This window comes from Nereida ignava (assembly GCF_047114695.1).
In the GTDB taxonomy this organism is placed as follows: domain Bacteria; phylum Pseudomonadota; class Alphaproteobacteria; order Rhodobacterales; family Rhodobacteraceae; genus Nereida; species Nereida ignava.
The window spans coordinates 1,730,517-1,745,806 of the sequence record NZ_CP112885.1; the positions used below are offsets into that span (position 1 = coordinate 1,730,517).

Genomic DNA, 15,290 nt, shown 5'->3' on the forward strand with positions numbered 1-15,290 from the left:
CTTTAGCGCAGGGCTTTGAGTATGCTTAATGACGGGTAGCCATCCGGTATCGCGCCCACGCTTCGTTGATATGCGCGGACGGCACTAATCGTGTTCGGTCCTATTTTACCGTCCACGCCTTGGGTGCTAAAACCCGCAGCACTTAGCCGTTCTTGCAATTCTTTACGCTCTGCAAATTTCAGGGCGCGGTCGCCGCGTGGCCATGACGCGCGGATCGGGCCGTCACCTTTCAGGCGGTCTCCCAAATGACCCACACCAATCACATAGGCGTCCGCTGCATTATAACGCTCAATCACGTTGAAGTTTTTGAAGATCATAAAGGCTGCACCTTGCGCGCCAGCGGGCAAAAGAAGCGAGGCCGCGCCATAATCCTGCACTCTTCCCCCGCTCATGTTGCGCACACCAAGGGCCGCCCAGTCTGAGGGCATTTTTTTGATTTTCCGGCTTGCCAGTGCGTAATTGAATCCCCGTGGCAGCTGCACTTCAACACCCCAGGGCATGCCTTTGACCCAGCCAAAGCGTTTCAGATATGCCGCAGTTGATGCAAGCGCATCTGTTGGATCATCGGACCAAATATCGCGCTTGCCGTCGCCTGTGAAATCTACCGCATAGGCCAGATAAGAGGTTGGGATGAACTGCGTGTGGCCCATTGCGCCCGCCCAAGAGCCGGTCATGTTCCGCGGACTGACGTCCCCATTATCAAGGATCTCAAGCGCTGCGATCAATTGCTGTTCAAAGAAGCGGCCGCGCCGTCCGTCAAAGGCCAAAGTAGCCAATGCTTCGATGATGTCTTCATTTCCGCGAAACTCTCCGTAGGCGCTTTCAAGGCCCCAGACGGCTGCAACGATTTCTCGCTCAACGCCGTATTTTGCCTCAATCGCGTCAAATGCTTTGCGGTGCTTGCGCAATGCGGCTTTGCCGTTTGTGACCCTTGATGCGGAAGCAGCACTGTCAAGGTAGTCCCAAATTGTTTTGGTGAATTCAGATTGGTTGCGATCACGCTCAATAATTTTTGCGTCATAGCGGACGCCTTCAAATGCGTTGTCAATTGTGCGCTGTGAAACACCTTTGGCGCGTGCGCGAGATTTGAACGATCGTACCCAGCGGGTGAAGCGTGCGTTGTCTTGTGTGGTGCTGGCTTGGACCAAAACGGCTTCCTTCTTGGGGGCAACTTGCGTGCTAGCGCCGCGCATTTTGGGCCGAAGGGATCGGCCTTGTAGTAACGTGATGGGTTGGGTGGCCTGCGCCGCGGTCAGTTGCAGCGCTTGGGGTATTTCGCGCAACGTCGGGCGCAAAGATGAGGTTGGCGCATTGGCTTGCGCAGGCAAAACGAGCGCACATGAAAGTGCAAAAGAGGCCAAGATCGAAACTTTTAAGCACCGCATAGCATTCAGCCCGCCTGATAAAGTACCCTCATCTTAGCAGATTAGTCGTCGTTTTTGCGGCAAACGCAAGTGATGCGGCGAATTGTTGCGTGTTCAGGTCCAATCAGCTGCGCGTGCGTGTTACTTTGCGTTTGGTTTTGGCGGCCTTCTTCTTGAATTTACTGCCCTTTGGTCCCGAAGATTTTCCCTTAGGACCACCCTTGTCGCGGCCATAGCGTTTCTTGCTTGATGGCCCTTTGGCAATGGTCTCACCATCAATCGTGAGCAGTTCAAGCTCAATCCCGCCCGTCATGGCGACTGCTTCGGCAAGCCGCACGGTAACACGTTGACCAAGGCCGATCACACGGCCTGTGTCGCTGCCCATCAGGGTCTGTTCATCCACATCGTGGTCGAAGTATTCAGAGCCAATTGTGCGCACAGGCACCAGACCATCTGCGCCCGTTTCATCAAGCTTCACAAACAGGCCAAAGCGCGCCACGCCGCTGATCCGACCAGAAAATTCGTTGCCAACACGTTCGGTCAAATAGGCGGCAAGGTAGCGATCAGTCGTGTCGCGTTCAGCAACCATAGAGCGGCGCTCTGTATCGCTGATTTGTTGCGCAGTTTCTTGCAGGTTTTCGATATCAAACGGCGATAAGCCGTCTTTGTCCCAGCCGTGTGCTGTGACAAGCGCGCGGTGCACAATTAAATCTGCATAGCGGCGAATTGGCGATGTGAAGTGTGCGTAGTTGCGAAGCGCCAAGCCGAAATGCCCAAAGTTCTCTGGGAAGTAGTAGGCCTGTTGCATGGATCGCAGGGTGCTAATATTGATAAGTTCGGCGTGCTCGCCGCCCGCTGCATCGTTCAGCAATTTGTTGAGATGTCGGGTTTGCAGCACCTGACCTTTGGCCAAATTGAACCCGCTTGATTGTGCGGTTTCCCGCAGGCTTTCCAGCTTTTCGGGCTTTGGTTCTTCGTGCACACGGAACAAAAGCGGCTGTTTGCGCGCGATCAACTCTTCTGCGGCAGCGACATTTGCCAGTACCATGCATTCTTCAATCAGGCGGTGCGCGTCCAGCCGATCTTTGAAATTCACAGACTGGACCTCACCGTTTTCCGCAAGCTCAATGCGGCGTTCGGGCAGGTCAAGATCAAGCGGGCCGCGGCGCTTACGCGCCTCAACGAGTGCTTCATAAGCTGCATAAAGTGGGCGGATTACGTCATCCATAAATGGCGCGACACGATCATTGATGCGGCCGTCCATTGCCTCTTGGACTTCCTCATAATGAAGGGACGCATGAGATTTCATCAACCCGCGCACAAACCGGTGCCGCAGTTTTTCGCCAGAGGCATCAAGCACCATTTCAACGGCGATACACGCACGCGGCACGCCTTCGTGCAGACTGCACAGATCCCCAGATAACCGGTCAGGCAGCATCGGTACGACGCGGTCAGGAAAGTAAGTTGAATTGCCCCGCTTGCGTGCTTCGCGGTCAAGTTCCGAGCCAGAAGTGACGTAGTGGGCCACATCGGCAATCGCGACCCAAAGGATATGGCCACCTGCGTTTGCAGGATCAGGGTCAGCCATGGCAAAACAGGCGTCATCGTGATCGCGTGCGTCTGATGGGTCAATGGTGATCAAGGGCAGATCGCGCAGATCGGTACGTGTGCCCAAGGGGGCGGGTTTGTGGGCGTCTGCCTCCGCGAGCACATCACTGGGGAAATCATCAGGGATGGCGTGTTGGTGGATAGCGATCAGAGACACTGCTTTGGGTGCAGTCGGGTCGCCAAGTCGCGCTGTAATCCGTGCCCGTGGCAGGCCTATGCGGCCCTTTGGGCCGGCGGCTTCGCCTTCGACCAATTCACCGTCTTTTGCGCCACCCGTGGCATCTGCGGCCACTGTCCATTCGCGATCTTGTTTTTTGTCGATTGGCTGGATACGCCCACCTTCAGCGGACTTTTTGAAGATGCCGACAACCTTTGCAGCCGCTTGCCCAATGCGCCGAATAACGCGGGCCTCATAGGTATGATCGCCGCCTTTTACTTCAGTCAATTTGCCCAAAATGCGATCACCGGCACCAAGTGCGGGATCGGTTGCGCGCAAAATCATGAGAACTACGGGCTCAGCACCTTCGCCATGCCATTCCAGCGGACGGGCAAAAAGGTCACCATCAGCGTTTGGTGTAAGCACCTGCAACACAGAGACGGGCGACAACTTTTCGGGATCAGAATAACTGCGCTTGCGCTTGGCCAGATGACCTTCTGCTTCAAGCTCTTTGAGCATCCGCTTTAGATCGATGCGGGCAGCCCCTTTGATGCCAAACGCGCGGGCTATATCGCGCTTGTTGGATTGGGTCGGGTTGTCTTCGATCCATTGTAGCAGATCGGCGCGTGTAGGAAGTGTGCTCATAGGCCGAGGCCTATCACGTCCTGCTAGGCGAAGTAATCCCGAAGGATGCGTGCATAGATTGTTTTGAGTTGGTGGATATGGGCAATTTCAACGTGTTCATCGACTTGGTGCATTGATTTACCAACCAGTCCAAATTCAACCACGGGGCAATGATCTTTGACAAAGCGCGCATCGGACGTGCCGCCAGACGTGGAGAGCGTCGGTACGCGATTTGTCTCAGCCTGAACAGCGGCGGCCACCATGTCGGATAGTGCACCCGGAGGCGTGATGAAGCTCTCGCCGCTGATCTTGATGTCCACTGAAACCTCAATTTCGTAGGCCTTGCTTATTTCGGCAGCTTCGGCACGCAGCCAGTCAGAAACGGTTTCACCGCTGTGCAGGTCATTGAACCGGATGTTCACAGCCGCTGTTGCCGCCGCAGGTATGACGTTTGTTGCGGGGTTGCCCGTATCGATTGTGACGACGGCGATGGTCGATGGATCAAAGTGATCGCTGCCTTGGTCCAGCTCATGGCTTGCGATGCGGTCAACAAGGCGCGCAATGGCAGGAAGCGGATTGTTGGCGCGGTGCGGATACGCCGCGTGCCCTTGTTTGCCAGTCACCGTGAACCACGCAGTAAGCGAACCGCGACGCCCAATTTTCATCATGTCACCCATCTCATCGGGGCAGGTCGGCTCACCCACAAGGCAGACGGACATCTGTTCATTCTGCGCGTCCATCCACTCTAGTAAAGCGATGGTTCCGTCTAACGCGGGGCCTTCTTCGTCGCCTGTAATTGCCAAAATCAACGAGCCGTCGGGCGGTGTGTCGCGCACGTGGTCAATGGCGGCTGCTGCAAATGCTGCTACGCCTGATTTCATGTCAGTTGTGCCACGGCCGTACATCGTGCCGTCTACAACCTCGGCGCCGAAGGGGTCAAATTTCCAAGCGGCTGCGTCGCCAATTGGGACCACGTCCGTGTGACCATTGAAGCCAAACGTTTTGCTGTGACCTTTGGTTCCCCAACGGGCGAATAGGTTTGCGGTCTCACCACGGTCAACGCGCGTACACTCAAATCCCGCCTCAGAAAGTAGCTTTTCAAGCAACACAAGCGCGCCGCCTTCCGTGGGCGTTACACTTGGGCAACGCACAAGATCGGCGGTAAGCTGAACGGGATCGACTGGGGACATTGGCGCACCTGACTGTTGTAGATAGTTTTAACTACCGTCGGGCTTAGGCGGATGCAAACCTAAGCACAGGCGTCACGCTTGAGCCTTTGCAACGACACTTTGCTGAGTTAGGTATTTGGCATGTTTTATCGGTTTTTTGTTACCCTCGCTTTGATTGTTTTGCCAACCGTTTGCACCCTTAGGCAGTTGATCCCATTGTCGTCGCGACAGTCACGCGTGCGCCCTTTTCACTTGTGGAAGGGGGCAAGGAGACGGGCTTTAGTCTCGATCTGTGGGGTGAAGTGGCTCAGAGTATTGGCCGTGAAACGGAAGTTATCCGGTTTGAGCAGTTTGCGGATATGCTGGACGCAGTTGAGACAGGGCGCGCGGATTTAGCAGTTGCGAACATTTCGGTCACCTCTGCGCGTGAAGAAGTGTTTGATTTCTCGCGCCCTATTTTTGCCAGCGGTTTACAGATCATGGTGCCGGCGGGTGGCAATAGTCTTAGCATCTGGTCCATTCTGTTTTCGACGGATGTGTTACTGGCGGTCATTGGGGCGTTTGCGCTGTTGTTCGGCGGCGGCATGATCATGTGGCGCCTTGAGCGAAATGCGCAGCCGTACTTTGAAGGCACCGCCAAACAGATGGCGTTTCCAGCGTTTTGGTGGGCGCTTAACCTGGTGGTGAATGGGGGCTTTGAGGAGCGGGTACCACGGACTGCGTTGGGGCGCATTCTGGGCACATTTCTGGTGGTTGCGTCGTTGTTTCTTGTGTCTGTTTTTGTGGCGAAAATTACATCGGTTTTGACCGTGAATGCGATTACATCATCGATTAACGGACCGGATGATCTTTATGGGCAGCGGGTCGCAACGGTCGAAGGTTCGACTGCGGCGGCGTTCTTGGACGGGCGCGATATCCGCTATGTGGGGTATGAAGGCTTGGGCGGTCTGCTTGAGGCATTCGAAAGCGGCAAAGCAGACGCTGCGGTTTTTGATAGTCCGGTTTTGACCTACTACACTTCAACGATAGGCGAGGGTGTCGGACAGATGGCGGGGCCTGTGTTTATGCGTGAAAACTATGGCTTTGCTCTAGCCTCAGGCAGCAGTCTTGCAGAGCCTGTGAACAGGCTGTTGCTGCGCTTGCGCGAAGATGGAACCTACGCGCGCCTTTATCGAAAATGGTTCGGAACGAACCCGCAGTAGGGCACGTTGGCCCCTGCTATTTCTGTTCGTCAAAGAAAGGGGTTAGTTGTGCCACAACGACTGAATTCTCGTCCAACGCTCGCTGCATCAATGCGCGCTCGTCATCCGAAATATCGTGTCCTTCGGCAAGACGTTCCTCAAGGGTGCCATAGCCCGAAACATCCAATGGGGCGAGGTCTGCTTGCTTTAAGATAGCAACGGCCTCGCGCACTGCTTCGGCCTCATCCACGCCCGATGAATAAAGCATAAGCGCCCCGCCGGTTGCCCCATCAGGCAAGCCGTCGCCATCCTTGCGGCCCACTTGGACCAGCAAGGTATAGACGAAGTGGGCGCGCTTTTCTTTTTTGGGTTTATCAGTCACGCAACAGCTCGTTGATAGATGTCTTTGAGCGGGTCTTTGCGTCGACCTTTTTCACGATTACGGCACAGTAAAGGTGCACGCCGTTTTTGGACGGCATTGAGCCTGCAACAACAACGGAACCTGCGGGAACTTCGCCGTAAAAGACATCGCCTGTTTCGCGGTCAAGGATTTTTGTCGATTGGCCGATGAACACACCCATGCCCAAAACAGAGCCTTCGCGCACGATGCAACCTTCAACAACTTCAGAGCGCGCGCCGATGAAACAATTGTCTTCAATGATTGTTGGACCTGCCTGCATCGGCTCCAACACACCGCCGATGCCAACGCCGCCAGACAGGTGAACGTTCTTGCCGATCTGTGCGCAAGAACCAACGGTTGCCCATGTATCAACCATGGTGCCTTCGTCGACATACGCACCGAGGTTCACAAATGATGGCATCAACACAACACCTGGGGCGATGAACGCTGATTTGCGCACCACACAGTTTGGCACTGCGCGGAAGCCTGCGTCTTTCCATTGGGCGTCGCCCCAACCTTTGAACTTGCTATCAACTTTGTCCCACCAGCCAGCGCCTTGTGGGCCACCTTCGTGCTGTTCCATGTCTTTGATGCGGAAGCCCAAAAGTACGGCCTTTTTCGCCCATTGGTTCACATGCCAGCTGCCATCATAGGTCTTTTCAGCGACACGCAGTTTGCCGCTATCCAAAGCAGCCAAGGTGCTCTCAATGGCATCGCGGGTTTCGCCAGTGGTGGACGGTGTGATGGTATCACGTGCATCCCATGCGGCTTCAATGGCGGTCTCGAGTTGGGCGTTTGACATGTGTCTCTCCAATTGGTGACTGGTCACAGATTATCGGTGGATATAGACACAAGGGGTAATCGGCGCAATCAGGAAGGCCATTCTATGACGAAGCACCGCAAGCATACTTTACGCGGCAGTACCGAAGACCGTGAAGCCGCCAGCCATATCCCTGATACGCCGCAAACGCGCAGCCCTGCTTATGCGTTGGCGTTTGCTGATGACGCATTTATGTGCCGTGAAGAGTTGCGCCCCATGCGCCTTCAGCTTGAGTTGCTAAAGCCCGAACTTTGTCTGGATGAAGAAGGTGTCAAATCAACGGTCGTGATGTTTGGCGGTGCACGCATTGTTGAGCCATTAAAAAAGGCTGAGGTCCGTACCAAAACGCTCGCTGATCTATCGGTGTTTTATGACGAGGCGCGCGAGTTTGCCCGGCTGATGACCCTTAAGGGCAGTGATGGTGAGAACATGATCGTCACCGGTGGTGGCCCGGGCGTTATGGAAGCAGGAAATCGCGGTGCGCTTGATGCAGGTGGCCGATCAATCGGTCTGAATATTGTATTGCCGTTTGAACAAGCGCCGAATGAATATGTGACGCCCGAGCTTTGTTATAACTTTCATTATTTTGCGATCCGCAAGATGCACTTTTTGATGCGTGCCAAAGCGATCACTGTGTTCCCGGGTGGTTTTGGCACGCTTGATGAGCTGTTTGAGGCGCTGACGCTTATTCAAACAGGCCGGATGGAGCGCGTGCCGTTCTTACTGTTTGGCCGTGCGTTTTGGGAAAAAATTATCAACTGGGACGCGTTGGCGGATGCGGGAACCATTGCTGCTGATGATCTGGACCTGTTCCGTTTTGTCGATACCGCCGCAGAGGCAGTTGAGTTGATTGAGACATGGGACGGCGCGGGCGAAAAGCGCGGCACCATCCCGGGTCGTTAATTACCTGTGTAGAGTGTCCCCTGCAGAGATTATCGGCTCAAGCTCGATGATCTGTGGGTCTTGGGGTGCCTCCGCGCTGTAGCGCGCGGCGATGATTTCTGCCGCTTTGCGACCAATTTCAAGACGGCACGCATCCATCGTCGCCAGCTTGGCTGGTAGACCTTGCAGCAGTTCAACCCCGTTGAAACCCGCCAGCCCCACATCAGACGGAACATCAACGCCTTTCTCGCGCAAATGCAGGAGGCCACCCGCACCAATCATGTCATTTGAATAATAAAGAAAATCCAAATCGGGCGTACGTGATAGAATTGCCTCTGTCATCTCGCGACCTTTAGCAAGAGCTGACCCGCCGTCGTAAAATTCCTGATCCGCGATCTCAATACCGTGCTTTGCAAGGGTTTCCGTAAACCCTTCGAACCTTTTGCGGGCGCGGTGATCCATGGGCATTTTAGTGCCAAGGAAACCAATCCGCTTGTACCCTTCTTTCGCGATTGCCTCGGCCATCATTCGGCCAGCGCGCCTGTGCGAAATTCCAACGCAGCTGTCCACAGGGGTGCCATCGACGTCCATGATTTCGACGATTGGAATGCCACTTGCCTTCATCATGGCTCGGGACGCATCAGAATGCTCAAGTCCGGCGATGATGACGCCTGAAGGGCGCCATGACAGCATCTCGAAGAGGACCTGTTCTTCTTTGCCGGGCTTGTAATGTGTGATGCCAACAACTGGCTGTAAGTCAGTCTGGTCCAACACTTCACTGATGCCCATCATCACTTCTGGGAAGACCATGTTGGACATCGATGGAATTATGACTGCAACCAAATTGACCCGCTGTGACGCAAGCGAGCCTGCGATTTTGTTGGGAACGTAGCCAAGCTCTTTGGCGGCGGCTAACACCTTCTCTCGGGTAGAGGTCGATACATCTCCGCGGTTGCGTAGCACGCGGCTAACAGTCATTTCAGAAACGCCCGATGCTTCAGATACATCGCGCAGGGTAAGTGGCCTTTTAGACGTCACAGCGGTCGTCCCTCAGTATTTCAATCTATTGAACGTTAGCGGCGATCATTAACAAAGTCCAAGGGTTGAATGGAGCAAGCATTTATCCGATGGTCACATCCGCACGGCCCCGTGGCTCAACAGGATAGAGCAGCCCCCTCCTAAGGGGCAGGTTGCAGGTTCGAATCCTGCCGGGGTCGCCATCTATACCATCTTGATGACAGTGCTATCGATCGACAGCATATAGCCTTTGCGCGCGATGTTTTTGACCAATAACTCGCCGACCATTTGGTTGCCTAGTGCATCTCGAAGGCGTTTGATCCGTGTTGCGCCTGCTGCTTCGTCGCAATCTGATGAAAGGCGCCCAGATATCATTGCCTCCAGCTCGGCGCCGTTCAGGATGTCTCCGTCCATACGCGCTTCGGCCAAGACACTTAGGGTTTCGATCGCCGCAGGGGTAAGCTTAAACTCCATATTGTTGAGATAAACCGTGTTTTCTTCGCGGCTAATCAACAGGCTGTTCACTTCCATTCCTGCACGCTCAATTGTCGCCATACGTTTGTTCAGGCCCACAAGCATTAGCAAAAAAGTGAGTGCGGCAATAAGCAGAGCGGTCGCAAAAATGAGTAGTACCAAGATAACCATTCGGTAGCTTGCGAGGGTCTCAGAGAACGCCGTGCCAGAGCCTGCGAGTATTTCCAGAAGCTTGATTTCCGCGCCTGACTTTAGATCGTCATTTGCAACAAAAAGTGCTTCAACGCGCGCATTGAACATTCCGGCATCTGGCAATGTGAAAACCAAAAAGAACGCAGCCAACAGCAAAATGACGATCACACTGGTGATGCCAATCGCCACTGTGCGGCTTCCCAAAACACGGGCATCAGTAACGGAGGAAGAACGCACCAGCAGCCTCCTTTTTTGTGTTGAGCTGCGCCTCACTAAAGACAGATAGAACCGTTAGCAGTGTCCAGTTTTTCTGCTCAAGGCGCAGAGCCAGCACTTTTGTAGCGGCTGCGATGTTGCAGCTATCGTCGAGTATTTGTGCCACGCCGTAGTGAAGCCTCAATGGATCGTCCTGTTTGGCTTTGTAGTCTGCGTAACAGGCCGCCTGAGCAGGCACGGTAAGAACAGCGGTGAATAACAATGTGATAAGAATTTTCATACCTATCATAAAGCGCCACTCGTCGCGGATATTCAATAACAGCGCGCGCGTTATCGCCTAACAGCGCGGCGATATTGAGCGACATTGTAGCTGCCGAGCATGGTCGCTTCATCATGCTTGCGAGCCGTCCCAAGCAGAATTCAACGTATGGAGCACCCAGATGAAACGTTTCTTGATTACTACTGTCACCGCAATTTCTATCGCCACCACATCAATTTCGGCATCCGCGACCCCTGCACGGGCAGGCGGTTCCGATGTTGCCGAGGTGCTTGGTGCTTTGGCGCTATTTGCGATTATCGCCGCCGGGGTTGAGCACGAAAGAAAGGCTGAAAAGAAAAAGCAACACACCACAAAACCGCGTGCTGTCCGCCAACCGGTTGCTCTTCCGGGGCGTTGTGTTCGCCGCCTAGAGAATAATCAGGGCACACGACGTGTTGTGGCGCGGGGCTGCCTGGAGCGTCACTATGCAGCAGCAGGATCACTGCCTCGTTATTGCGCGACGCGGTTCAAAAATGCGCGGGGCAACACGCGCAAGGGGTATGATTTGCGCTGCCTACGGTCGGATGGCTACCGCGTTATCCGTTAAGCTCACCAAACTGTTTGGGCCGCCCCTGATCCCCTCTGGTCTCGGGCGGCCGTTTTTGGTTTAGGAAGACTATGAAAATATTCCCGACATTCGATCTTGAAAGTGAACTCTATACATCGGGCCACGCGCGCATCATCGGTGTGGACGAAGTCGGCAGAGGGCCTCTTGCAGGGCCGGTCGTTGCAGCGGCAGTGTGGCTTGATCCGAGCAATATTCCAGATGGGCTAAACGACAGCAAAAAAGTGCCGCTGAAGCTGCGCAACGCCCTTGCTGAACTTCTGCCGCAGATCGCGGATGTATCTATTGGCGAGGCGAGTGTGCAGGAAATTGATGAGTTAAACATTTTGCGCGCCAGTCACCTTGCGATGGAGCGTGCGGTGGCGGGTCTCAATGTGCCGGCAGATTTTGCGCTGGTTGATGGCAATCTAATCCCACGCGATCTTGCGGTACCTGCCCGCGCAGTTGTCAAAGGCGATGCCATTTCACAGTCGATTGCGGCGGCGTCTATTGTTGCAAAAGTGCGACGCGATCAGCTCATGTTGTCTTTAGCGCAACAGTACCCAGGATATGGATGGGAAAAGAACCAAGGTTACCCGACTAAGGCGCATCGAGAGGCGCTCCAAAATCTTGGTGTAACCCCACACCATAGACGTTCGTTCAAACCGGTACACAATATGTTGTGACAACAAATTTTTCTAACATATTGATTCAAAAAAGAAATTGACCACGAATCGTCTCTGACTCATGTTGGTAGCAACAAATGACCACACAACGTGGCACTATGAGGCAGACATGACAAAGACAAAAACAAAGGCAGCCCCGGCGGCGCTGCCCCTCAATACTATTTTGGATGGCGACTGCATTGAACGGATGAATGCACTGCCTGAAAACAGCGTAGACCTGATTTTCGCAGACCCACCCTATAACCTGCAATTGAAGGGTGAGTTGCACCGGCCGGATAACTCTAAGGTCGATGCGGTTGATAACGATTGGGATCAGTTCGACAGTTTCAAAGCCTATGACCGCTTTACGCGTGACTGGCTGGCTGCGGCACGCCGCTTGCTGAAGCCGAATGGCGCGATCTGGGTGATCGGCAGTTACCACAACGTGTTCCGTATGGGCGCTGAACTGCAGAACCAAGGCTTCTGGATTTTGAACGATGTGGTGTGGCGCAAGTCCAACCCAATGCCAAATTTCCGTGGCAAACGCCTGACCAACGCGCATGAGACGTTGATCTGGGCCTCAAAGCAGGAAGCCAGCAAATATACGTTCAACTACGAGGCGCTGAAATCGTTGAATGAAGGTGTTCAGATGCGCTCTGACTGGGTCCTGCCAATTTGCACGGGCCATGAGCGCATTAAGAACGAAAATGGTGACAAAGCGCACCCAACACAAAAACCGCACAGCCTGTTGCACCGTGTGTTGGTGGCTACGACAAACCCGGGTGATGTGGTTCTTGACCCATTCTTCGGCACCGGCACAACCGGCGCTGTTGCCAAGATGCTTGGCCGCGAATTTATCGGCATTGAGCGTGAAGCTGAGTACCGTGCAGTTGCTGAAAAACGTATCGCTGCGGTTCGTAAGTTTGACAAAGATGCGCTGCAGGTCACGCAATCAAAGCGCGCTGAGCCACGTGTGCCGTTCGGCCAGCTTGTTGAGCGCGGCATGCTGCGTCCGGGTGAAGTTCTGACATCGCCACGTGGTCAGGTCGCAAAAGTACGTGCTGACGGAACACTGGTTGCGCACGATGTGAAGGGGTCTATCCACCAAGTAGGCGCAGCGATTGAGGGCGCGCCAAGCTGCAATGGCTGGACCTATTGGCACTATAAAAACGAAGGTCAAAAGATGCCAATTGATGTTTTGCGTCAGCAAATTCGCGCTGAGATGAAGAACATCTAAACCGCTAAATTTACAACAGTTACCGCCAGCGCTTGCGACTTTTCACGCAAGCGCGCACCTTACCCTCGTCTGCTTTTTTACAAGCGACGGGGGTTTTTTTGTTTAGCGTGGCAGCGGATTTGAGGCGTCATTATAGGGCTGCCAATCTGTGATCTGGGGATAATGCTGTTTGTGCCATTGTCGGACACGCGGGTTCATGCGCCTACGCCAAAGGGGCGGGATCATGGCCAGCATCGTCATCACGGGATAACCGTACGGCAGTTGCGGGGCCTCTTCTGTGCTGTAATTCTGCAAAAGCGGAAACCGGCGGTCAGGTTTATAATGATGATCTGAGTGCCGTTGAAGATTTATCAGAAGCCAGTTTGATGCCTTATGCGCGGCGTTCCACGAGTGGTGTGGCTTTACATGTTCATATTTGCCGTCACCAATATGCGCGCGCGTCAGGCCGTAATGCTCAATGTAATTCACCAGTTCGAGCTGCCAAACGGCCACGGCGGCTTGCAATAGAAATAACCCAACCCCGACAAAACCACCCAGCAGAAAGGCAAGCGTGAGCATGCTCAATTGCAGTGCCCAGTATTTGAAAAACGGGTTACTGGGGTGCGTCCAAGTTTTGGATTTGCGGGCAAGCATCGCCGCTTCGGCCTTAAATGCTGACTGCCAAGACGCGCGCAAAACACGCGGGAAAAATCTGTGAAATCCCTCGTTATATCGTGCGGTAACAGGGTCACGCGGGGTGGCAACGTAGCGGTGGTGAACCAAAAGGTGCTCAGACCGGAAGTGCGAATAGAGCGCCATGGCCAACAAGATGTCCGCCAAAACACGTTCAACCTTGGGTTTTTGATGCATCAGCTCATGACTGTAGTTGATGCCAACCGTACCGGTAATTACGCCCATCCCGACAAACAAAAAGACCATCTCCCAAGTGGCCAGATGCCCAGAGTGTAGCGTGAACCAAAGCACACCAAAGAGCGTGCAAAACTGTATCGGCGCCCAAATCAGTGTGATTAAGCGGTACCAAAGCAGATCTGTGTCTGGGGTTTGTGGATCCTCGTTTTGCTCGTTCAATCCGGCGAAAGCGTCAATTATTGAAAAGAGGTACCACGCGGAAATCGGTAGGGCGAAAACCCAAACGCCACCAAATACTGCACCGATCCAGATCAATGGGATCAGCCCGAGCGATAGCCAAAAGGGCAGCGCTTTGCTGAATGATGATGCCATTTGAGAACCCTCCGAAACACTTACTTAGCTACAGTATATTAAAAACAGCTTTAGGCTCAAATATGGCGTTATGCCTCGCGGGCGATATCCCAAACCTTGCGCATTACAGTGGGCAGGGCCGATGGCTGAAACGCATGCTTTTCAACCCAATGACGGCCTGAAACCACTGGTAAGCCCTCAACGGTTGCGACCATTACATCCAACCGCAAATGAAAGTGGGTAAAGGTATGCAGGGCCTGTGCGTTCACTTTTGTCCATGTCACATCAAGCGGTGGTGCGGGCGATGGCTCGTCGCCCCAGTCGCCGGTGGGCCAGCCGAGCATACCGCCAAGTAGCCCTTTTTCGGGGCGGGTTTCGAGCAGTAACGCACCTGTATCACTACTAACCACGTAGGCAATTCCGTGGCGGGTTGGTTTCGGCTTTTTGGGCGTCTTCTTGGGGAGCTCTGCGGCAGTTCCGTTTTGACGTGCCAAGCACGGTGTCCGCCATGGGCAAATACCACAGGCGGGATTCTTGGGGGTGCAAATGGTGGCGCCCAAATCCATGACGGCTTGGGCATAGTCCCCTGCACGTGCGCGCGGCGTCAACTCGGCGGTTTTATCGTATAATTCAGGTTTTGCTGCAGGCAGAGGCGTATGAATATCAAAGAGGCGTGCCATCACGCGCTCAACATTGCCGTCCATCACAGGTGACGGCTCATCGAATGCAATCGAAGATACTGCGGCGGCGGTATATGGGCCGATGCCGGGTAGTTTGATCAGCCCATCATAGGTTCGGGGAAAGGCACCGAGCTGGGAGACGGCGCGTGCGCATTTGAGCAAGTTGCGCGCGCGGGCATAGTATCCAAGACCCGCCCAATAGGCCATGACGTCAGCATCTTCGGCCGCAGCGAGGTCATCGACGGTTGGCCACCGTTTTGTGAATTTGATGAAGTAGTCACGCACTGTCGCAACAGTGGTCTGTTGCAACATGATCTCGGACATCCACACACGGTATGGATCGGGCTTTACGCCAGCTTGCTTTTCAGCGGGTGGCGTGCGCCATGGCATTTCACGGGCGTTGATGTCATACCATTGCAGTAGGTCGTCGCTGTTTGGGTGTGTCACAAAGGGACGCCTTTTTGGTAAGATCGGAAAGATTCGGAGCGCAGCATCTTGCGTCCGCGCCATAAATTAAAGCCAAATTCAGTCGGAACAATAA

The 15,290-nt window shown here is 54.2% G+C and carries 15 protein-coding genes and 1 tRNA gene; 6 read left to right on the forward strand and 10 right to left on the reverse strand.

Going from position 1 to position 15,290, the window contains the following annotated elements:
- Positions 1 to 2 precede the first annotated feature (2 nt).
- The 3 genes from OLX08_RS08545 to dapE all read right to left on the reverse strand — a co-directional run bounded on the left by OLX08_RS08545 (position 3) and on the right by dapE (position 4,943).
- The gene (locus tag OLX08_RS08545; RefSeq protein WP_391480903.1) at positions 3 to 1,385 is read right to left on the reverse strand and encodes a lytic murein transglycosylase; all 1,383 of its coding nucleotides are present in this window, start codon (positions 1,383 to 1,385) and stop codon (positions 3 to 5) included.
- A 103-nt stretch (positions 1,386 to 1,488) separates the two neighbouring features.
- Entirely contained in the window at positions 1,489 to 3,774 is a 2,286-nt protein-coding gene (rnr, locus tag OLX08_RS08550; protein ID WP_391480904.1) for a ribonuclease R, read from the reverse strand.
- Positions 3,775 to 3,797: 23 nt separating this feature from the next.
- Complete coding sequence (gene dapE / locus OLX08_RS08555; protein ID WP_391480905.1) at positions 3,798 to 4,943, reverse strand: succinyl-diaminopimelate desuccinylase; 1,146 nt, start codon at positions 4,941 to 4,943, stop codon at positions 3,798 to 3,800.
- 233 nt (positions 4,944 to 5,176) lie between these two features.
- On the opposite strand from dapE, the gene OLX08_RS08560 reads away from it, so the two are divergent.
- A complete protein-coding gene (locus OLX08_RS08560) occupies positions 5,177 to 6,124 on the forward strand; it encodes a transporter substrate-binding domain-containing protein (protein ID WP_391480906.1) in 948 nt (315 codons plus the stop codon).
- Positions 6,125 to 6,140: 16 nt separating this feature from the next.
- Here the strand turns inward: OLX08_RS08560 and OLX08_RS08565 are convergent, their stop codons facing one another.
- Both OLX08_RS08565 and dapD read right to left on the reverse strand, forming a co-directional pair.
- On the reverse strand, positions 6,141 to 6,485 hold the full coding sequence (locus OLX08_RS08565; RefSeq protein WP_391480907.1) for a hypothetical protein: 345 nt from the start codon (positions 6,483 to 6,485) through the stop codon (positions 6,141 to 6,143).
- Positions 6,478 to 7,305, reverse strand: a complete 828-nt coding sequence (dapD, locus tag OLX08_RS08570; RefSeq protein ID WP_391480908.1) for a 2,3,4,5-tetrahydropyridine-2,6-dicarboxylate N-succinyltransferase — start codon at positions 7,303 to 7,305, stop codon at positions 6,478 to 6,480. The genes OLX08_RS08565 and dapD overlap by 8 nt, the downstream gene beginning before the upstream one ends.
- 84 nt (positions 7,306 to 7,389) lie before the next feature.
- Between dapD and OLX08_RS08575 the strand changes: the two genes are divergently transcribed.
- Complete coding sequence (locus OLX08_RS08575; protein ID WP_391480909.1) at positions 7,390 to 8,226, forward strand: TIGR00730 family Rossman fold protein; 837 nt, start codon at positions 7,390 to 7,392, stop codon at positions 8,224 to 8,226.
- On the opposite strand, the gene OLX08_RS08580 is transcribed toward OLX08_RS08575, so the two are convergent.
- Positions 8,227 to 9,243: a LacI family DNA-binding transcriptional regulator gene (locus OLX08_RS08580; RefSeq protein ID WP_391480910.1), complete on the reverse strand. Its 1,017-nt coding sequence runs from the start codon at positions 9,241 to 9,243 to the stop codon at positions 8,227 to 8,229.
- Between the two features lie 105 nt (positions 9,244 to 9,348).
- On the opposite strand from OLX08_RS08580, the gene OLX08_RS08585 reads away from it, so the two are divergent.
- Positions 9,349 to 9,425, forward strand: a tRNA-Arg gene (locus OLX08_RS08585).
- Between the two features lies 1 nt (position 9,426).
- Here OLX08_RS08585 and OLX08_RS08590 read toward each other — a convergent pair.
- Both OLX08_RS08590 and OLX08_RS08595 read right to left on the reverse strand, forming a co-directional pair.
- Positions 9,427 to 10,125, reverse strand: coding sequence for a winged helix-turn-helix domain-containing protein (locus OLX08_RS08590; RefSeq protein ID WP_391480911.1), 699 nt, complete (start codon positions 10,123 to 10,125; stop codon positions 9,427 to 9,429).
- Positions 10,103 to 10,384 carry a hypothetical protein gene (locus OLX08_RS08595; protein ID WP_391480912.1) on the reverse strand — a complete coding sequence of 94 codons (282 nt, stop codon included), beginning with the start codon at positions 10,382 to 10,384 and terminating at the stop codon, positions 10,103 to 10,105. Before OLX08_RS08595 ends, OLX08_RS08590 begins: the two co-directional genes overlap by 23 nt.
- Before the next feature lie 160 nt (positions 10,385 to 10,544).
- Between OLX08_RS08595 and OLX08_RS08600 the strand changes: the two genes are divergently transcribed.
- The 3 genes from OLX08_RS08600 (at position 10,545) to OLX08_RS08610 (ending at position 12,869) form a co-directional block, all read left to right on the forward strand.
- The gene (locus tag OLX08_RS08600; RefSeq protein ID WP_391480913.1) at positions 10,545 to 10,970 is read left to right on the forward strand and encodes a hypothetical protein; all 426 of its coding nucleotides are present in this window, start codon (positions 10,545 to 10,547) and stop codon (positions 10,968 to 10,970) included.
- Between the two features lie 71 nt (positions 10,971 to 11,041).
- Positions 11,042 to 11,653: a ribonuclease HII gene (locus OLX08_RS08605; RefSeq protein ID WP_391480914.1), complete on the forward strand. Its 612-nt coding sequence runs from the start codon at positions 11,042 to 11,044 to the stop codon at positions 11,651 to 11,653.
- 109 nt (positions 11,654 to 11,762) lie between these two features.
- A complete protein-coding gene (locus tag OLX08_RS08610; RefSeq protein WP_341247653.1) occupies positions 11,763 to 12,869 on the forward strand; it encodes a site-specific DNA-methyltransferase in 1,107 nt (368 codons plus the stop codon).
- Positions 12,870 to 12,971: 102 nt separating this feature from the next.
- Here OLX08_RS08610 and OLX08_RS08615 read toward each other — a convergent pair whose 3' ends face one another.
- Together OLX08_RS08615 and OLX08_RS08620 are read right to left on the reverse strand one after the other, a co-directional pair.
- Positions 12,972 to 14,090 (reverse strand): alkane 1-monooxygenase, encoded by a 1,119-nt coding sequence (locus OLX08_RS08615; protein WP_391480915.1) that lies wholly within the window; start codon positions 14,088 to 14,090, stop codon positions 12,972 to 12,974.
- A 68-nt stretch (positions 14,091 to 14,158) separates the two neighbouring features.
- On the reverse strand, positions 14,159 to 15,139 hold the full coding sequence (locus OLX08_RS08620; RefSeq protein WP_391483222.1) for an A/G-specific adenine glycosylase: 981 nt from the start codon (positions 15,137 to 15,139) through the stop codon (positions 14,159 to 14,161).
- Positions 15,140 to 15,290: the final 151 nt, after the last annotated feature.

Bases quoted from the DNA above. Each gene is read 5' to 3' on its own strand.
- OLX08_RS08545 (WP_391480903.1), bottom strand. From the start codon at position 1,385: ATGCGGTGCTTAAAAGTTTCGATCTTGGCCTCTTTTGCACTTTCATGT.
- rnr (WP_391480904.1), bottom strand. From the start codon at position 3,774: ATGAGCACACTTCCTACACGCGCCGATCTGCTACAATGGATCGAAGAC.
- dapE (WP_391480905.1), bottom strand. From the start codon at position 4,943: ATGTCCCCAGTCGATCCCGTTCAGCTTACCGCCGATCTTGTGCGTTGC.
- dapD (WP_391480908.1), bottom strand. From the start codon at position 7,305: ATGTCAAACGCCCAACTCGAGACCGCCATTGAAGCCGCATGGGATGCA.
- OLX08_RS08575 (WP_391480909.1), top strand. From the start codon at position 7,390: ATGACGAAGCACCGCAAGCATACTTTACGCGGCAGTACCGAAGACCGT.
- OLX08_RS08595 (WP_391480912.1), bottom strand. From the start codon at position 10,384: ATGAAAATTCTTATCACATTGTTATTCACCGCTGTTCTTACCGTGCCT.
- OLX08_RS08600 (WP_391480913.1), top strand. From the start codon at position 10,545: ATGAAACGTTTCTTGATTACTACTGTCACCGCAATTTCTATCGCCACC.
- OLX08_RS08605 (WP_391480914.1), top strand. From the start codon at position 11,042: ATGAAAATATTCCCGACATTCGATCTTGAAAGTGAACTCTATACATCG.
- OLX08_RS08610 (WP_341247653.1), top strand. From the start codon at position 11,763: ATGACAAAGACAAAAACAAAGGCAGCCCCGGCGGCGCTGCCCCTCAAT.
- OLX08_RS08615 (WP_391480915.1), bottom strand. From the start codon at position 14,090: ATGGCATCATCATTCAGCAAAGCGCTGCCCTTTTGGCTATCGCTCGGG.
- OLX08_RS08620 (WP_391483222.1), bottom strand. From the start codon at position 15,139: ATGCCATGGCGCACGCCACCCGCTGAAAAGCAAGCTGGCGTAAAGCCC.